The organism is uncultured Amphritea sp. (assembly GCF_937127095.1).
In the GTDB taxonomy this organism is placed as follows: domain Bacteria; phylum Pseudomonadota; class Gammaproteobacteria; order Pseudomonadales; family Balneatricaceae; genus Amphritea.
Genome location: NZ_CAKZLP010000081.1, coordinates 23,811 through 40,390 on the forward strand (window position 1 = coordinate 23,811; position 16,580 = coordinate 40,390).

General features: G+C 51.0%; 17 protein-coding genes and 1 tRNA gene. 7 read left to right on the top strand and 11 right to left on the bottom strand.

What is annotated here, in order from left to right:
- Positions 1-34 precede the first annotated feature (34 nt).
- The gene (locus Q0499_RS21360; RefSeq protein ID WP_299204223.1) at positions 35-640 is read right to left on the bottom strand and encodes an alpha/beta fold hydrolase; all 606 of its coding nucleotides are present in this window, start codon (positions 638-640) and stop codon (positions 35-37) included.
- Between the two features lie 78 nt (positions 641-718).
- Here Q0499_RS21360 and Q0499_RS21365 point away from each other — a divergent pair, with 78 nt between their 5' ends.
- Positions 719-847, top strand: a complete 129-nt coding sequence (locus Q0499_RS21365) for a hypothetical protein (RefSeq protein ID WP_299204226.1) — start codon at positions 719-721, stop codon at positions 845-847.
- Between the two features lie 105 nt (positions 848-952).
- Here Q0499_RS21365 and Q0499_RS21370 read toward each other — a convergent pair whose 3' ends face one another.
- The 8 genes from Q0499_RS21370 to Q0499_RS21405 all read right to left on the bottom strand — a co-directional run bounded on the left by Q0499_RS21370 (position 953) and on the right by Q0499_RS21405 (position 8,800).
- The gene (locus Q0499_RS21370; protein WP_299204229.1) at positions 953-2,833 is read right to left on the bottom strand and encodes an autotransporter domain-containing protein; all 1,881 of its coding nucleotides are present in this window, start codon (positions 2,831-2,833) and stop codon (positions 953-955) included.
- A 197-nt stretch (positions 2,834-3,030) separates the two neighbouring features.
- A complete protein-coding gene (locus Q0499_RS21375) occupies positions 3,031-4,164 on the bottom strand; it encodes a lipid A deacylase LpxR family protein (protein WP_299204232.1) in 1,134 nt (377 codons plus the stop codon).
- Positions 4,164-4,685 (bottom strand): disulfide bond formation protein B, encoded by a 522-nt coding sequence (locus Q0499_RS21380; RefSeq protein WP_299204235.1) that lies wholly within the window; start codon positions 4,683-4,685, stop codon positions 4,164-4,166. The genes Q0499_RS21375 and Q0499_RS21380 overlap by 1 nt, the downstream gene beginning before the upstream one ends.
- 23 nt (positions 4,686-4,708) lie before the next feature.
- Positions 4,709-5,044, bottom strand: a complete 336-nt coding sequence (locus Q0499_RS21385; RefSeq protein ID WP_299204238.1) for a YdbL family protein — start codon at positions 5,042-5,044, stop codon at positions 4,709-4,711.
- An 11-nt stretch (positions 5,045-5,055) separates the two neighbouring features.
- Positions 5,056-5,256, bottom strand: coding sequence for a YnbE family lipoprotein (locus Q0499_RS21390; protein ID WP_363317847.1), 201 nt, complete (start codon positions 5,254-5,256; stop codon positions 5,056-5,058).
- A 70-nt stretch (positions 5,257-5,326) separates the two neighbouring features.
- Positions 5,327-7,690: a YdbH domain-containing protein gene (locus tag Q0499_RS21395; protein ID WP_299204241.1), complete on the bottom strand. Its 2,364-nt coding sequence runs from the start codon at positions 7,688-7,690 to the stop codon at positions 5,327-5,329.
- 33 nt (positions 7,691-7,723) lie between these two features.
- Positions 7,724-8,134 carry a hypothetical protein gene (locus tag Q0499_RS21400; protein ID WP_299204244.1) on the bottom strand — a complete coding sequence of 137 codons (411 nt, stop codon included), beginning with the start codon at positions 8,132-8,134 and terminating at the stop codon, positions 7,724-7,726.
- Between the two features lie 24 nt (positions 8,135-8,158).
- Positions 8,159-8,800: a class I SAM-dependent methyltransferase gene (locus Q0499_RS21405; RefSeq protein WP_299204247.1), complete on the bottom strand. Its 642-nt coding sequence runs from the start codon at positions 8,798-8,800 to the stop codon at positions 8,159-8,161.
- Positions 8,801-9,017: 217 nt separating this feature from the next.
- Here Q0499_RS21405 and Q0499_RS21410 point away from each other — a divergent pair, with 217 nt between their 5' ends.
- The 6 genes from Q0499_RS21410 to Q0499_RS21435 all read left to right on the top strand — a co-directional run bounded on the left by Q0499_RS21410 (position 9,018) and on the right by Q0499_RS21435 (position 15,214).
- Positions 9,018-9,392: a hypothetical protein gene (locus Q0499_RS21410; RefSeq protein WP_299204250.1), complete on the top strand. Its 375-nt coding sequence runs from the start codon at positions 9,018-9,020 to the stop codon at positions 9,390-9,392.
- A 30-nt stretch (positions 9,393-9,422) separates the two neighbouring features.
- Complete coding sequence (gene rmuC / locus Q0499_RS21415) at positions 9,423-10,946, top strand: DNA recombination protein RmuC (RefSeq protein WP_299204253.1); 1,524 nt, start codon at positions 9,423-9,425, stop codon at positions 10,944-10,946.
- Positions 10,946-11,629 carry a gamma-glutamylcyclotransferase gene (locus Q0499_RS21420; RefSeq protein WP_299204256.1) on the top strand — a complete coding sequence of 228 codons (684 nt, stop codon included), beginning with the start codon at positions 10,946-10,948 and terminating at the stop codon, positions 11,627-11,629. Before rmuC ends, Q0499_RS21420 begins: the two co-directional genes overlap by 1 nt.
- Before the next feature lie 767 nt (positions 11,630-12,396).
- Positions 12,397-13,635 carry a cell division protein FtsA gene (gene ftsA / locus Q0499_RS21425; RefSeq protein WP_299204259.1) on the top strand — a complete coding sequence of 413 codons (1,239 nt, stop codon included), beginning with the start codon at positions 12,397-12,399 and terminating at the stop codon, positions 13,633-13,635.
- Positions 13,636-13,694: 59 nt separating this feature from the next.
- A complete protein-coding gene (gene ftsZ, locus Q0499_RS21430; protein WP_299204261.1) occupies positions 13,695-14,900 on the top strand; it encodes a cell division protein FtsZ in 1,206 nt (401 codons plus the stop codon).
- A gap of 226 nt (positions 14,901-15,126) precedes the next feature.
- Positions 15,127-15,214, top strand: a tRNA-Ser gene (locus Q0499_RS21435).
- Positions 15,215-15,521: 307 nt separating this feature from the next.
- Here Q0499_RS21435 and Q0499_RS21440 read toward each other — a convergent pair.
- Complete coding sequence (locus Q0499_RS21440; RefSeq protein WP_299204264.1) at positions 15,522-16,082, bottom strand: carbonate dehydratase; 561 nt, start codon at positions 16,080-16,082, stop codon at positions 15,522-15,524.
- Between the two features lie 3 nt (positions 16,083-16,085).
- Positions 16,086-16,580, bottom strand: a 495-nt coding sequence (locus Q0499_RS21445) for a GTP cyclohydrolase, FolE2/MptA family (protein ID WP_299204267.1), incomplete at its 5' end; no start/stop codon positions are given.

Consider the following 16,580-nt stretch of genomic DNA (forward strand, 5'->3'; position numbering starts at 1 on the left):
AAGGTGTTAGACGTGTGAATGAATGAGAAACCGTTCAATAGCAGCCAAGGGCCTGCCTTTCGCGGGTAATCAGTGTAAGCCAGTCTTGTGTGGAGAGCCCTTTCAACTGATGATTTACACCGGTAAGCGATACTTGACGAGCTGCTGGGTACTGTCTGAGGTAGTCGGTCTGATGCTGTATTGTCACCTCGCTATCTCTATCGCCTGTGATATGTAGTTGCTTCAGACTGTGCTGGCTGTTGGGTAAGTGTGCTGGGTTGACCGAGTCGTACAGGGGAGAGTAACCATGAGCGGATGTCCAGCTATCGGTATCCAGTGGTGCCGCCAGCGTGATCAGTCCGGTGACCAGTGATGAACGCTGGGCGATGATTGTTGCCAACACACCGCCGCCGCTATGGCCAACCAGAATCACCTGTTTGTCACCGGCTAATGAATCTATGATCTCTTTAAGACTGTCAGCGACGGTGTCAGAGTAGCGTCCAAAGGTCCATTGATGGGGCGAGCAGTTGCGGCCGTTTTGCAGGCCAAAGTAGCAGGGTCGTCCCAGCCACACAGCATTATTTTTGTCCTGTCGGGCCAGTTGTAACAGGGGGTTTTTAATACCGGTGGGGTTGGCAGCAATACGCGAGCCTTGGTCCACAAACGGAATGCCGTCACCCTCCAGATAGACTGTTAAACAGCGCCGGTTTGAGGTGCTGTTCTCCGGTACCGCAAGCCAGTGTTCGAAGTGGGTGGAGCTGACCTGTTGAAAGTGAAAGCCCTGAGGTGGGTTAAGGGCTGGATCTGGTTTTACCGGTTGTTGCTGGCAGCCGCAGAGTATAAACGCAAACAGGGAGATACCTTTTAACAGTATCTCCCTGTGGTTGCACTTTGCTTTTAGTAGAGCAAATCGTTTCAGAATATCTCTCTGCTTATTTAAGAGCTTATTTAAGAGCTTTTTTAAGAGCTTTGATCAAAACTCGTATCTGAACTGGGCTGCCAGACTGTGACTTTCAACATCGCTGTTATCCAGATAGGTGCTGTATCGCAGGGATAGTTTAGATGACTCTGACAGCATAACGGAAGTCCCCAGCCCCAGGGTCATATATTCCTGATCCAGTTCGCTGATATCCATATTCAGTACAGATGTGCCGCCGACAAAGTTGACCGCAACACTGCGGGAGTCGTCGGCAAACTCATGTACAAACGCCAGGCTGGCATTCAGCTCAACATCTTTTTGTTTGACCTGAAGATATTTAACCAGCTCACCACCCAGGGTTAAACGTACAGATTCCGCCTGATCATCACCAACGGTCAGCGGCGCTACGCCTGTTTCAGTATAACCATCAACATTAACTTTTTCGTAGTTAGCTGCCAGTGAAGGCGTTAGCATCAGACTATCTGAGGCGATAAAGTTATAACCGCCTTTAACCATCAGGTGTTGTGTGGTTGAGTCGGTTTTAGCTTTCATGGTATTACCGCCAAAGTTGCGGCTGATATCATGGCTTGTCCAGCTATAACCGACCAGCCCATCAATAAAGATGTTGTCTGTTGGATAGAAGGTGCCGTAGGCAAACAGCGAAGTGGCCTCGGTGTCTGTTTCACCCTGATTACCATCCTGTTCGGTGTTGTTGTTTGTGTAACCTAAGGCAACACCGGCAAGCAGTTCAGGTTTAAAACGATAGTCAAAACCGACGGTTAAACCGTTGGTATCAAAATCACTACCGACTGAACTGGTACTGGCATCGAAAGAACCCTTGTCCATCCGGCCTTCGATAAACAGACCACGGGCCAGCGCGGATGCCTGTCCTTCACCTGCGGCTGCACCGCTAATATTAGTGATGCCCTGTTCTTCGAGAATCTCGCGGTAAGAGACCATTTGACCATTATGCTCAATTTTCAGCTTATCCAGGTCAACCTGCACAACGGTACCTGAACGGCGTGAATTCAAACGCTGATTGATGTTTTGCAGCTGGAAGATACCGGTCTGGCGGTTATAGCTGATAATCCGTGGCAGTGTACGGGAAGAGAGTAGTAGCTGCTGCGTACCGCCGTTGCCCGGTTGTGCCTGAATGACATTGGACAGACAGTTAAGGAATGCGCCAGAGAATGACTGAGCATCCGTACCGCCATTGCGAAGCAGATTGAGATCCGCGACGCAGCCCTGGGCAGCGATCGAGAGGTTGGTGTAATCCGCTTCAGTGGTGTCATATATAGATGCCGGCGGGAAGGTTACTCCTGTTGCTGTGGTAAAGCCGCCACTGCCGTCGGCGATATAGGTGTTAGTGCCGTCAGTCCCTATGGCCGTGTCCTTGTTGCCGGAACTCATTGGCTGGTTGAGAATACCGGTGAGAGTCGCGCCTTTATTCTGCAGAGCGGTCAGAATTGAGCTGTAGTCCAGACTTTTGTTATAAATATCCCGATCTTCATCGGTCACCAAGACAATGGCAACCCGGGCACCGGGATCAAACGTCAGATTATCCAGAGCATATTGAATACCCGCATAACCATCTTCAGTACCCCCGTTTACCACCAGACCCGATGCTGCGGTAGCAAATTCGCTGGCGTCGCCAAACTGTCCACTACCTACGGTGAATGGGCGCGGTACGATTGCGCTGTTGCCATAGCCAATCAGTCCATAACTGGAACTGAGTCCGACGATGTTCTGCAGATCGGTTTCCAACTGTGAAGTGAAGCCGGGCAGCCAGGCATGTTCGCCCGACATTGAGCCGGACTCATCGACCACAAAAACCAGGTTGACGTCTGCAGCCGCTTGAGCCTGGTTAGCTGTGGCTATGGCGATAGAGAGTAAAGAGGTTGATATAGCAGTGGTCAACACTCGATTAAATCTCATGAGAATTCTCCTTTTCCTATCTTTCTTTTTATAGTACCTAAACTGGGCACTATCCTATAGACGATGCTGCGTTGAGTATGATAATTGAGTTCTGGTGCAAAATACATACACACCAGAAAAAGCCTTGATATAAGACAGGTTATCAAGGGAGGGTGCGTCGCGCGTGGTTGCTGTTATCTTCAAAAGCGTTTTAAAAACTAAAAACTATAAGACGCCGAGAACGATCCAAAGCTGTGGGTTTCTTTCTGGGTATCAAACTCCTTGCTACGGAATACCCGGGCGTAGGAGAGTTTCCAGTCATCTATCAGCATACTGGCGCCGATGCTGAAGTCGCCCACCAGGTTCTTTTTATCCACCGAGTGGCTGTTGCTGAAGGTGTTACCGTCGAGGAAGATATCCCGCAGCACCCAGCGGCCATCGAGGGCCATAAAGCCGTGCAGGCCGAAGTTCTGATCGCGGCTATATCCGGTCGTCTTCTGGGTGCGCGGATCGTTTTTGCCCGGTGCACTGTTATCACCACCGGGTCGCAGGGATGAGGTGCCAAAATCATCCGGCAGGAACCAGCCGAAGCGCATTTCTGCGCCAGCATTAAGGTAGGTGGCAACGTTACCGAGGCTGGCGCCACCATGCCAGATGACATCGTATTCGAAGGCGCCTTTGATGCGTTGCACCGGGGTGCGGTATTTACGCTCATAGACCAGTTGCAGCCCCAGTTCATTATTCAGCTGGTTATCCCAGCCGTCAAACTTGTCAATGCCGCGCACATCATGAATAAGGTCCTGTGCTTCTTTTGCCAGTGATGCCGGGCCAATAAGACCGATATTCATAATCGCGGAGTCCATCCGCTGCTTATGTTTCAGGTGATAGCCCATGCCGAGGTAGAGCCAGCCAGCATAGGGCCTGTCATCGGGATCAATGGTGGTGCGCTTACTGTCTTTCGGGGTAAACATCTGTTGCCCCAGGGTGATGACCAGGTTACGGACGATCTCATCCTGTTTCGGTGGAGTGTCGTCAAACACGCCCAGGGGGGCGGTAATGTAACGGTTATATTGCCGCGCCCAGACTGGCAGGTTTTCATCGTCCAGATAGCTGGTCAGGTCGGGTGAGGTCCAGGAAAAACGGACGCCGTTGGTGTACTGCTGGTCGGTATCGGCGAACAGGTCATTTTCCAGATAGAAAGTTATCGTGCCTGGATTGTTCTCACTGCCGAGCAGGGCTTTTTTCTCAGCTAACAGAGGCTGACTCAGCAGCGGTTCGGTGGCTGTGGTTGCAGCCAGTATAGGGGCTGACAGCGTCAGCCAGGTAAGCAGTGTTACGGCAGTTGTTTTCATTAGAAGAACAGGTTTCTCTGGGGTTTCTTAATCATAATCTTCCACACGACTACCAGCAGAATCAGCAGGATAATGAGTGACAGGTGGACGACATTGAGTTGATAAAACTGCCAGTCGGGAAAAGGACAACTACCAGCATTGTCCAGCGTGATCAGCAGGGCATTAGCTGTTCCTTTTTCTAGCAGCACGGATGTGCTCAGCTCACAACTGTCCGCCATGTTGCTGGTATCGGCAAACAAGCTGCGGACCACGGTGACTAGTCCCCCGGTAATCAGCAGCAGGTGCAGGGTCGCCAGGAATCGCTGTAAATAGACACTCCGGTTCAGCAGAAAGCCCAGCAAAAAAAGCCCGGTCATCAGTAACAATATGATACGCACGACCGAACACAGGGCGCAGTTACTCTGTGCGATTAATGGCTCGATATAGATCTCTGTTACCGTAAGGCTGGTGACACAGATTAAAAAGCCGAGTATGTTATTTGAACGATATGAGGGCTTACCTGATACTCCAAAGGTGCTCACATTATTGTCCTGATCGTTTTAAGTTATTTTTTAGACCATTGTCCATTAGGTGCCTGAATATACTGTCCCGCAGGTGCCCGTTGAATCAGACGCTCACCGATTCGCAGCTCAATAATGTTAATATCAACGCCGGCGTTACGAGCGGTTTCTGCATAGGCTTCCCGGCGCTTACTGTTGATTGATTTGACCAGCGCTTTGACCTCGGGGGAGATGACAACTTCACCGAGATAACCGTTCATCTGCTCACCCACCAGCCCCTGACTCTTGGCATCATCCAGGCTGATGGCCCAGGCAGCAGGGGTTATAACCAGACTGAGTAGCAGTGTCGTGAATGTCAGGATGTTTTTTATCTGTTTCATTGTGCTGCTCCTTAGAAAAGCTGGCTGTTTTCTTCTAACAGGTTATCAATCTCTTTATCGACCTTAATCAGTATCTCATGTTTAATTTTCACATTGAGATTGATGGTGATCGGCTCATTCGGAACAGCGACCTGCACGGTTGGCGTACAGGCGGCCAACATAAGCATCAAGCTGCACAGTGTCAGCGATTGTAGTGTTTTTGGCATAGACATATGCTGTTCTCCGTCAATAGTAAAGCACGTTTGTGATGCCGTTGTGGCAGGCCTGCCAGGTTGCAATCTGTCAACGGTAGCGCTTTTCCAGGGTTTTCGTCAATTTGTCTGTAAATTGAAGGGCTTGTAACAATTTTGGAATGTTTTCCTCAATGTTGATTGTAAAGTCTACCGGCTGTCCTTTGTTCCAGGTCGGGTTGTGCCCTTTCAGGTGAGTTTTTAACAGGGCTTCACCATCCGGCTGGTAGTCCAGTTCAATCCCCAGCTGCTCGTAGCGCATATTACGCAGCGCATCAAAGGCGATTCCCAGTGCCTGATTCGTTTCTGTCAGTGCCATAAGTTCAGCGGGCGCTTCAAACCTTATCCAACCGCCTTCCGGGGTGCTAATAATCTGCCCCCCGATGATGGTCAATTCGCCCCGGGAGAACTGCACCGGCATCTGGCCGTTGAGTGTACCGCTGCCGCTGAGACCCTCTTGTTGCTCCAGTGCAATCAGCTTTTCCAGGTCGATTCCGGTTACCGCTATGGCGGTAGCAAAATCCGGATTATCCAGCGCGATTGTGACAGGCAGGGTGGTCACCGTACCACCGAGAAGGTCGACAGTGCTACTGTTCAATTTCACGGTTTGTTTGCCCGTCGTGCTTTGTTCAAAGTGGTAGCTGCCAGAAAAGTTTTGCAGTGGTACGCCCACGTCGATAAACGCGATCTTTAATCGGCCGGTATCGTCTACTTTACCCCGATGGTTCTTAACCGTTTCTGAATTCCAGTTTATTTCGTACAGATGGGTCTGATCGTAGCTAAAACTGGCTTTCTCTGTCTGGTTTAACATCCGTAGCGCGATGCCGTTGGTATTCAGGTCCAGCCAGCCCTGCTGTTGCAGGGTGCCTGCGGTGAAGACCAGCTCCGGGGGGATTACGGTACTAAAGCGGCGCAGCAGTTTTTCGATCCCTTTGAGCGGCACTGCGGTTTTCCAGCTGCCGGTGGTGCGGTTGGCTTTAAGGTCGGTGGCGCTTGATCCGCTAACCTCGACATCATGGGCTAGCAGTCGATCTTTTAACCCGAGGGTGAAACGGTTGGTTAGATTGTCCGGGGTGATACTGATGCGACTGTGCAGTTGCAGCTGCGGTAAACTTTGTTCGCCGTACAAGGTGACGATATTGTCAGTGGCCAGATCAGCTGTCAGCGACTGCTTATTGAGGTTGATCTCTGACAGGGTCAGATTAGACAGGGCAGGTGTTATCAACATGTCCGGTTGTCCGGCTATTTTGATTGAGACCGGGTCGAATTTAATACCGAGTTCAGCGGTGGGGAGCTTGAAAGCATTAATGCCTGCCTGACGTAGTTGTTGCAGTGAGCTTTTCAGTTGCAGTGGTTTTAACAGGTCAACCCGAACCGCTGCCGTGCTGATGTTAACGGCGTCGCTCTGATTGGCGTTTATTTCCAGCTGTTTGCCGTTGGCGGATAAACGGTTAATCGTCAGCGTCAGCTGGTCTTTATCCAGTGTCAGCTCTGAGTTCTGCTGAAGATTTAGTTGCGCAAGGCTCAATTGAGTCGATTCGGGCAGTGGCGGCTGGAGTGATACCTGACTGCTTAGCTGATAATGATGAACCGCTGCGTTGAAACCGTTCTCCAGCGGAATCTCACTGTTGCCGGTAAACGTGACTGTGCCCGATATTGGCGGCACTGTGGCCAGTTCGGACAGACCACTCAGCATTGCTAGCAGGGGTTGTTGCAGCAAAATGTGCAGCTGTTCCGGGTGGAGGGTAGTTTCGTTTTGCAGGTTGAACTGATTATCGAGGTAGGCCAGCGAAAAGTGAGTTTCAACGGCGGCGACCTCTTTAGTCAACAGTGTCAGTTCGCCTTTGTCCTGACTGTTAATAATCAGCTTTAACCTGATATCCGCTGCATTCTCAATCTGATCGACACTGATACTCAGTTGTTCGTTGTTGACGGTCATGCTGCCCGAGAATACTAAAGGGGGCAAATCAGCGTCGCGGGTAATGGCTATGGTGTAATCTGACAGGCTTACCCTGTCGGCCGGTATCTGACTAAGCAGATAGGAGGGTAGTGGCGGTAATGGCAGAGGTGCTGTCGCTGTGGCGTTCTGATTGGTCGCGGTGATCTGCAGATCCAGCCGCAGTGCTTCAATATCCAGGCTTTCAACCCGATGGGTGTTAAATAACTGCCAGGGGTTAAAGCGCAGGCTGATGGCGTCAGCGGTAATGCTAAACGATTCTTCAGATGTGGTTTTTTCCAGTTTAAGCTGGCTGACCTCAATGCGATTCAGGCCAGGCCGTTTCAGGTTGAAGCTGGCGCTGATCTGCTGCTCTGCCAGCGCTTGTCGCACACTGTATTCAGCAATGGCTGGCAGGGCAATATAGAGGCTGACAATCAGAAGGGTGAGGAGAACCGTTGCTATCAGTAGCTTGCGCATGCAGTCCTCCCTGTTGGTTAATGACGACCTGATTTAGAAATCGTCCAGCTCCATTTCGTAAAGCCGGTCGATCGCATCCCTAAGATGAAAGATGATCTTTGTATACTGGTCACTATCGGCTGCAATATCAATCTCACTGAGCCGGTCTGCTGTTTCCTCCAGCGAGGCGCCATCTGCACGAATCGCATTATCATCCAGTAACCAGTGTATCAGACCATAGATCTCCGCCTGGGTTTCAATATTATCCAGGTCATTGAGAAAATGGGCCCGTAGCTGTTGCAACATGGCAAACAGCGGGTCATCCCGATCGGTTGCCACATAGAGTCTCAGCAGGGTATCGGCATCCGCTATGAGATAGTTTTCAGCACCGACCTGTGGGGGTGTCTCGCGGTCACCGTTGTCAATGCTGAACTCAGCGTCGTTGGCGCGAATGATAAAACGCATAGCAACAGGCCCTATCAGTTCTTGTTATCTGAGCTTTCTGACGATGTTAAGGCCGTCGCGCACGGTGAGAAATACATTTTCTACATCCGGGTCCTGCGCGATAAGGCGGTTGGTTTCCACCAGAATATCATCGATCTCAGATTCCGGCTGCACCACCTTGCCCGACCAGAGCACATTGTCCAGAACGATCAGGCCGCCGGGGCGGGTCATCTCTTTTACCCGCTTGTAGTAGTTGAGGTAGTTGCGCTTGTCGGCGTCAATAAAGGTGAAGTCCAGTGCAAGATCCAACTGTTCGATTGTTTCCAGTGCCCGGCCAAAGATAACTTCGATTTTATGGCCATGTTCACTGCGGTCATAGAAGGTCTGGGCAAACTCAATCGCCCGGGGGTTGGTTTCACAGCAGATCAGGCGTCCATCATCGGGCATACCTTCAGCGATAGAGAGGGCGGAATAACCCGTAAACATGCCGATCTCCAGCGCAACTTTGGGCTGGTGGATGGCGCTCAGCAGTTTCAGTGTGCGACCGACTAAACGTCCGGACAGTTTCTGTGGCCAGCCCATATTCTCGTTGGTTTTGTCGATCAGCTCTTGCAGCAGAGGCGGCTCTGCACCGGTATGGATAAAAGCATAATCTTCAATGGATTCATCAACCAGATACTGGGTCATTCTGTCTCTCTCAACATCACTTTAATGGCCCGCCCCCTTAAAGCGTCAGCACCATCGGGCTGCGGGCGAAATGGGTTGAGGATAATATCACTTTCGGGGCGCGATAGGATAATCGTGTGTTGCTTACAGAATAACGTCGGCAGGGTTATTTTTTAGTGCACATCCCCTTTGCGGCATAGGTTGAGGCGGAAAAATCCCTTACAATGACGTTTCATAAATGACTGATATAGTGGAGTACACCTTGGAACCCCTGATTCTGTTTCTCTTTACCGGTTTAGTATCGATGTCTGCGGCACTCAGCGCCGGGCAGCTGAATAAACTGGCTGATGCCGATAAGCCTGCGTTTATGCAGAGTCGTAATGGTTTGGTGATGGTGATTATGGCGGGCAATCTGGGTGCGCTGACACTGATCGGCGCGTTGGCGTATGGTTTCCGCTTGCTGGATTGGTGGATCCCCCTGAGCAGCATATTCATCTCCTTTCCGGTGATCTCCCTGGGTATCACTCAGCGACTGTTCGGTGACAAAATTAACCTGTTTATCATGCTGCCGCTGACGCTGGTGTCTATCGGTCTGCTGTATCATTTCTGGTAAGTAAACGACACTCACTGGTAAGGAACACTAATGCTCACTGCGTCGCTGACTGAACTGTTCAATAACCCTCTGGTAACCGCCATGGTTGGTGTCGTGCTGGGCGTATTGTTTGGGCTGATGCTGATGCTGTTGGTGAAGCAGAAGCTCAATGCCCGTCATAATAGTCAGCTGCAGCAATCTGAGATTGAACAGCAGAAACAGCAGGAGCAGCTTGATCGTTTTCAGGTCGATCAGACAATTGCCCGCGATAAAACCGAATATCTGGAGCAGGTGCTACAACAGAACAGCGCCCGGATCCGCGAGTTAGAGCTGGATCAGGTGCGATTGCAGCAGATCGAGGTGCAAAAACATGCGCTGGATGAACAGCTGGCAGAGCAGCAGGAGCAAATGGACAATCTGCAACGCTTGCTGAGTCAGCGTCAGGCGCGGATTGCTGAACTGGAAAGCCGACTGGAAAGCGAACGTGAGTCTCAGTCTGAAAAACTGCAACTGCTTACCGAAGCGCGGGATCAGTTGAAAGGCGAGTTTCAGAATCTGGCGAACAAAATATTTGAAGAGAAGTCCGCTAAATTCACCAGCACGAATAAAGAGTCGCTGGGATCACTGCTGACACCGCTGCGCGATCAGTTGGGCGAGTTTAAACGCCGGGTTGAAGATGTCTACGATAAAGAGGCAAAAGACCGCCGTTCCCTGTATGAGCAGATCACCCAGCTGAAAGAGCTGAATCAGCAGATGAGTGTTGATGCCGTTAACCTCACCAACGCGCTTAAAGGCGAGAGCAAGACTCAGGGCAACTGGGGCGAGGTGATTCTAGAGCGGGTGCTGGAACAATCGGGTCTGCGTAAGGGCTATGAATACGAAACCCAGGTTTCTCTGAACGAAGCGGGGCAGCGTTATATGCCGGATGTGATCATCCGTCTGCCGGACGATAAGGATGTTATCGTTGACGCGAAAGTCTCGCTGACCGCCTATGAAAAATACTGCTCTGTTGATGAACCGTCACAGCAGGAGCGGGCCTTAGCCGAACATCTGCAATCGATACGCAACCATATCCGGGGCTTGAGTGATAAAGCCTATCAGAGCCTGGAAGGGGTGCGTTCCCTGGATTTCGTGCTGATGTTTATTCCGGTGGAGGGTGCCTTTCTGTTAGCGCTGCAGCAGGATAAAGAGCTGTTCAGCTTTGCCTATGAACGCAACATTATTCTGGTAAGCCCCTCAACGCTGCTGGTGACCCTGCGGACCATCAATAATATCTGGCGCTATGAGCGGCAGAACCGCTTCGCCCAGGAGATCGCCCGCCGCGGCGGTGAGCTGCACGATAAGTTTGTTGGCTTTGTTGAGTCACTGGATGATGTGGGGCGTCATCTGGGTCGTACCCAGGTCGCCTTTGATACCGCGCACAAGCGGCTCAGCAGCGGTAAAGGGAATCTGGTGAATCAGGCGGCTTCACTGCATAAGCTGGGAGTGAAGAACAAGAAAGAGCTGGATAAGAAACTGGCGGATAGTGCGTCAGAGTCCGATCCGGATGCTGAACAGCTGGAGATTCTCGACTGATGATCTCTGTTGTGGGGTATGGCTCATTGCTTTCAGAAAGCTCGGCACGGCAAACCGTGCCGGGCTTAGAAAACTTTCGTCTGGTGCGGGTACCCGGTTATCGGCGCATCTTTAATAAAGTCGGCATCGTCTTTCTTAGCCGTCACGGTGCGGACCCTGACAGTCTGCAGCTGGCTTCCTGCTCGACCCAGGCTATGGCCGGGTGTGAGATTATCTGCAGCCAGTTTGAGTGCTCCCCGGAGGAGTTTGTCGAACTCTATGAGCGCGAGCACCGGTTTCGCTGGATCGAAGTGGAGACGACTCCTCTGGACGGGGCCCAGCTCTCTAACTCTAACAAGCCCTCTGACACGTCGCCTGACACTCCCTCCCTGGGACGAATGTGTACTGGTTACGATGATATAGAGTATCGTCTTAATAAATGCGTAACACCGCAGGAATACGAACTGAGGGTGGGGCGTTACTATTCTGGCCCTATCTGGCGTGATGATATTCTGCCTTTTCCCCGTTATCTGGCTTTCTGCCTGCAGGCTGTGGCCTCGCAGGGGAGTGTTGTGCTGGATAACTTCCTCGATAGTAGTTTTCTGGCGGACGGTAAGACAACCATCAGAACCTACCTGGCGCAAACCCCGGAGCTGCGTAACTGGCGTACGTTTGATACGGGTTATCGTTACCGGGCTGACTAGCCCGTCTGATTAGCGTTTCTGATTCACCGATCTGCTGGCTTATTCTTCTGAACTCTTCAGCTGTCCCGCGATAGTGGGGGTGCTGAGTTGCCGGAGTCTTACTTCGACTGCTTAGCCTTCTTAGATTAACTATTCAGATTAACCCCTCAGCTTAATCTCAATGTCATGATTATCTTCGTGATTAGTAAAAATATCAGTGGATATTTTTGTCATCCTTTTTATCGATATATTTTATCAAAATAACGTTTTGATTTTTTGCGAATAATCAAAAATAACTTTTGAAATTTCTATAAATCATCAATATTAAATATTGAAAATTCTTAAAATCATCAAAATTAAATATTGATTTGTATATTTATAATCAATACTTAATTTTGATTTTTGTATATTTTTTGTACAAAAAATCATCAATATGTGATAAAAATAGAGGGGTAATCAAAGAAGTGCTATATTTGCCGCAAAAGCAGCGGTGATAGGGTATTTGCCGCTAAAGATGGCAAAAAATTGCCGATATAGATAAAAAGCTCAAAACGTTTCTAATTATTTAATGGCTAAGTATGTTGTGTTTTAAGAAATACTCATTTTTAGCAATTATTTGGTTTATTTTTTGCTGTAGTTGTAAATAATACGGCTCAGGGTGAAAATATTGGTTTTACCGGGTGAAAAACATCCGGAATTGGCCCGATAACACTCAGGGCTGAAATAAAATCAGCTTGTAAATTACCGTTTTCTCTCTGGAGAGACGGATAGATAAAATGTGACTTGATATGGCAATGACAAGCAATATGATCGTGGCACTGGATATTGGCACCTCGAAAGTGGTGTGTCTGGTGGGCGAGATTGGCCTTGACGGCACAATCGATATCGTTGGCATTGGCTCCCATGAGTCGCGTGGCCTGAAGCGGGGCGTGGTGGTGAATATCGAATCCACCGTGCACTCCATTCAGCGGGCAGTGGAAGAAGCTGAACTGATGGCGGGCTGTAAAATTCATTCAGTAACGGTGGGTGTTGCCGGTAGTCACATCAATAGTATGAACTCCCACGGCATCGTTGCGGTGCGTGACGGTGAGGTGATGGAACACGATCTGGAACGGGTGATTGATGCGGCCCGGGCGGTGGCGATTCCCGCTGACCAGAAAATCCTGCATATACTGCCGCAGGAGTACGTGATCGACAACCAGGAAGGTATTCGCGAACCTCTGGGCATGTCCGGCGTCCGTCTGGAAGCCAAAGTACATCTGGTAACAGGCGCAGTGAACGCCGTACAGAATATCGAAAAATGCGTCAAGCGTTGTGGTTTAGCGGTGGATAACGCCGTGCTTGAACAGCTGGCGTCTAGTTATGCGGTGTTAACCGAGGACGAGAAAGAGCTTGGTGTGTGCATGGTGGATATGGGTGGCGGGACCACCGATATCGCTATATTCACCGGCGGTGCCATCCGTCATACGGCGGTGATTCCGATTGCCGGTGATCAGGTCACCAACGATATCGCTATGGCGCTGCGGACACCAACGCCCCATGCGGAAGAGATCAAAATTAAATATGCGTGTGCACTGGCGCAACTGGCCAGTGCTGACGATACCATCAAAGTGCCCAGTGTCGGTGATCGTCCGGCACGCGACCTGTCCCGGCAGGCACTGGCTGAGGTGGTTGAACCCCGCTATGACGAGTTGTTTACGTTGATACAGGCGGAGTTACGTCGTAGTGGGTTTGAAGATTTAGTCGCGGCCGGCATCGTACTGACCGGTGGCACTGCAAAGATGGAAGGGGCGGTTGAGCTGGCGGAAGAGATCTTCCATATGCCGGTGCGCCTGGCGTTGCCAAAAGGTGTGCGGGGCATGGGGGATATTCTCAACAGCCCTATCTATGCCACCGGTATCGGCCTGTTGCAATACGCTAAGCTGGATAGCCATCATCAGGGTGACGCAGTCCCGGTGAGTGAAGACGTGGCAGAACGACCAAATGTACTGGACCGGATGAAAGCCTGGTTTCAGGGAAATTTTTGAACGTAAAATAAGCAATACAACAGGTGCGGGTTGGGCACTGAACCTGGAGGATAAGGGACATGTTTGAATTAGTTAATAACATAGCGCAGAACGCGGTCATTAAGGTGATTGGCGTCGGTGGTGGCGGTGGTAACGCCGTACAGCACATGGTCTCATCGGATGTCGATGGGGTTGAATTTATCTGTGCCAATACCGATGCGCAGGCGCTCAACAATATGGGGTCTCGCAACGTCCTGCAACTGGGTGGCGAGATCACCAAGGGGCTGGGGGCTGGCGCGAATCCGGATATCGGCCGTCAGGCTGCACTGGAAGATCGCGAGCACATCATTGAGATGCTCAGCGGTGCAGATATGGTGTTTATCACTGCCGGAATGGGCGGCGGTACCGGCACCGGCGCTGCGCCGATTGTTGCTCAAGTGGCGAAAGAGCTGGGTATTCTGACCGTCGCGGTCGTCACCAAGCCGTTCCCGTTTGAAGGTAAGAAGCGCATGCTGATCGCCGAACAGGGTATCAAAGAGCTGTCTGAACATGTCGACTCGCTGATTATCGTGCCCAACGAAAAGCTGCTGCAGGTGCTGGGTAAAAACTGCACCCTGATGAAAGCGTTCGATGAAGCTAATGATGTCCTCAAAGGTGCGGTACAGGGTATCTCTGACCTGATTATCCGTCCCGGCATGATCAACGTCGACTTTGCTGACGTACGTACGGTGATGTCCGAGATGGGCACATCGATGATGGGAACCGGTTCAGCCCGTGGCGACAATCGTGCGATTGAAGCTGCCGAAGCCGCTGTCCGCAGCCCACTGCTGGAAGATGTCGATCTGATGGGTGCCCGCGGTATTCTGGTGAATATCACTGCCGGTCTGGATCTGGGACTGGGTGAGTTCAGCGATGTCGGTCAGGTGATCGAAGAGTTCGCCTCTGACACGGCTACCGTCGTCGTGGGTACCGTTATCGACCCGGAGATGAAAGACGAGATTAAAGTTACCGTTGTAGCAACCGGACTGGGTGGCGCTGAAAAGCAGGATATCCGTGTCGTCAGCAATGGCGCATCTTCAGCAACAGGCTCCCGCCGTGCCGCCAGTGCTGTGAGCGATTACAGCCAGCTGGAACTGCCAACCGTGATGCGTAACCGTAACGATTCAGTACGTGCACAGGATAACCCTGTTGTTGAACCTGAACCGGCTACCGAATCGCGTAAAACCGGTACCGATGACATGGAGTTTCTGGATATTCCAGCATTCCTGCGTCGTCAGGCTGACTAAAAGGTTGCCCGTAGGGATATGTCCCATCCCTTACCTTTTTAAAGCCAAACTTACCCCGTCTGCGGAGCGATCCCGGGCGGGGTTCTCTTCTTTAGCCTCCAAAATCCCCGCTCAGTTAGCGTTTTTAACGAATCCGAAAAAAGTCGTTAAAAAGCCTCACAGATGTTTGATTTAAAGCCTGAATTCTATTAAAGTACGCGGCCTCTGAGATCAGTCTTGGAGATTTGGTGAGGTGTCCGAGTGGCCGAAGGAGCACGCCTGGAAAGTGTGTATACCGCAAGGTATCGAGGGTTCGAATCCCTCCCTCACCGCCATTTATTTAAAACAAAAGAGCCTGGTCTAACCACCGGGTTTTTTTGTGTCTGAAATATGAGGGGAGGGTGAGTTCCCTCGTGGGTTCGAGCCGAGCGAAGCGAGACCACATCGGAGCCTGCGACGATAGCCCGAAGGGCGAGGAGTGAAACGACGAGGGCACCGAGCATAGCGAGATAACGTTGGAGCTTGCGACGACGACCCGAAGGGCGAGGAGTGAAACGACGAGTAATCCTCCCTCACCGCCCTCTGATTCAAAACGAAGAAGCCTGTTCTCTTTCTTCTTTGTGATCCGTTGAGCTCTTTGCTTTATAGTTCGTTAGAAATCCTCTTATACCCTTCTACCAGCCAGTGGTTGGCAGCCACCACTGATTCAGAAAAAGAGGAGTAGTCCGGGGCTACCTGCCTGATCTGCTTTAGATCAAAGCCCGGACCGATATTGGTCATCGGCGGAACATGCATCTGGGCTGGCAGGTCCAGGCCGTCAATTACACAGTTATGGCGAATAACGCAGCCAGCATTAATATGGGATCGGAATACCACGCTGTTAAAGCCGATGAAGACATCATCACCCACTTCACAGGGACCATGGATAATTGAGCGGTGGGCGATTGAGGTACGCTGACCGATAGTGACCGCAGCTCCGGATTTGGAGTGGATCACCACGCCATCCTGAATATTGGAGTCACGGTGAATAATAATCGGCTCCATATTACCGTCGGCGTCCACCTCATCGGCACGGATTACCGCGTAAGGGCCGACAAAAACATTGTCTTCAATAATGACATGGCCACAGATAATGGCCGTAGGGTCGATAAAGGCTTTGGCAGACACCTGGGGGCTGAGACCTGAAGGGTTTTTTCGTAGCATAGCTCAGTTACCCGTAGTTGTTTTCTGGTCGATGACTACAGCATTATGGGCATGCAGACTCTCCTGGTGCTCGATTTTAAACCAGTAATCGGTTATCTCATCCATCGCTTCCAGTGATCGTTTTATCCGCCGTGCAGCATCTTCACAGAACATCAGGTTTTTAGCATTCAGGCGGGCGAACTCCTGCTCATCTCTGCGTTTCACCGCCGTTTGCACCGGGGTGCCCAGGGCGGCTTCGAAGCGATCGATAAGCTCGAATAACTGAGGAAAGGAACGGTCATCCAGTTGTACTTTCAGATAGGCATAGGAGCGTTGACTATGAGGCGTGGCGATGGAACCGGCATCAGACTGGAGCCACTGCAGCAGAGCCAGCTTCTCGATGGCCGTACCGCCAAACTTCCGATCGATCGCTTCGCTGTATAACTGTCTTGATAATGAAGCAGAGCACGGACAGGTGCTGGAGTAGGGGATAGTCATCTCCAACTGGATGCTAAGGCG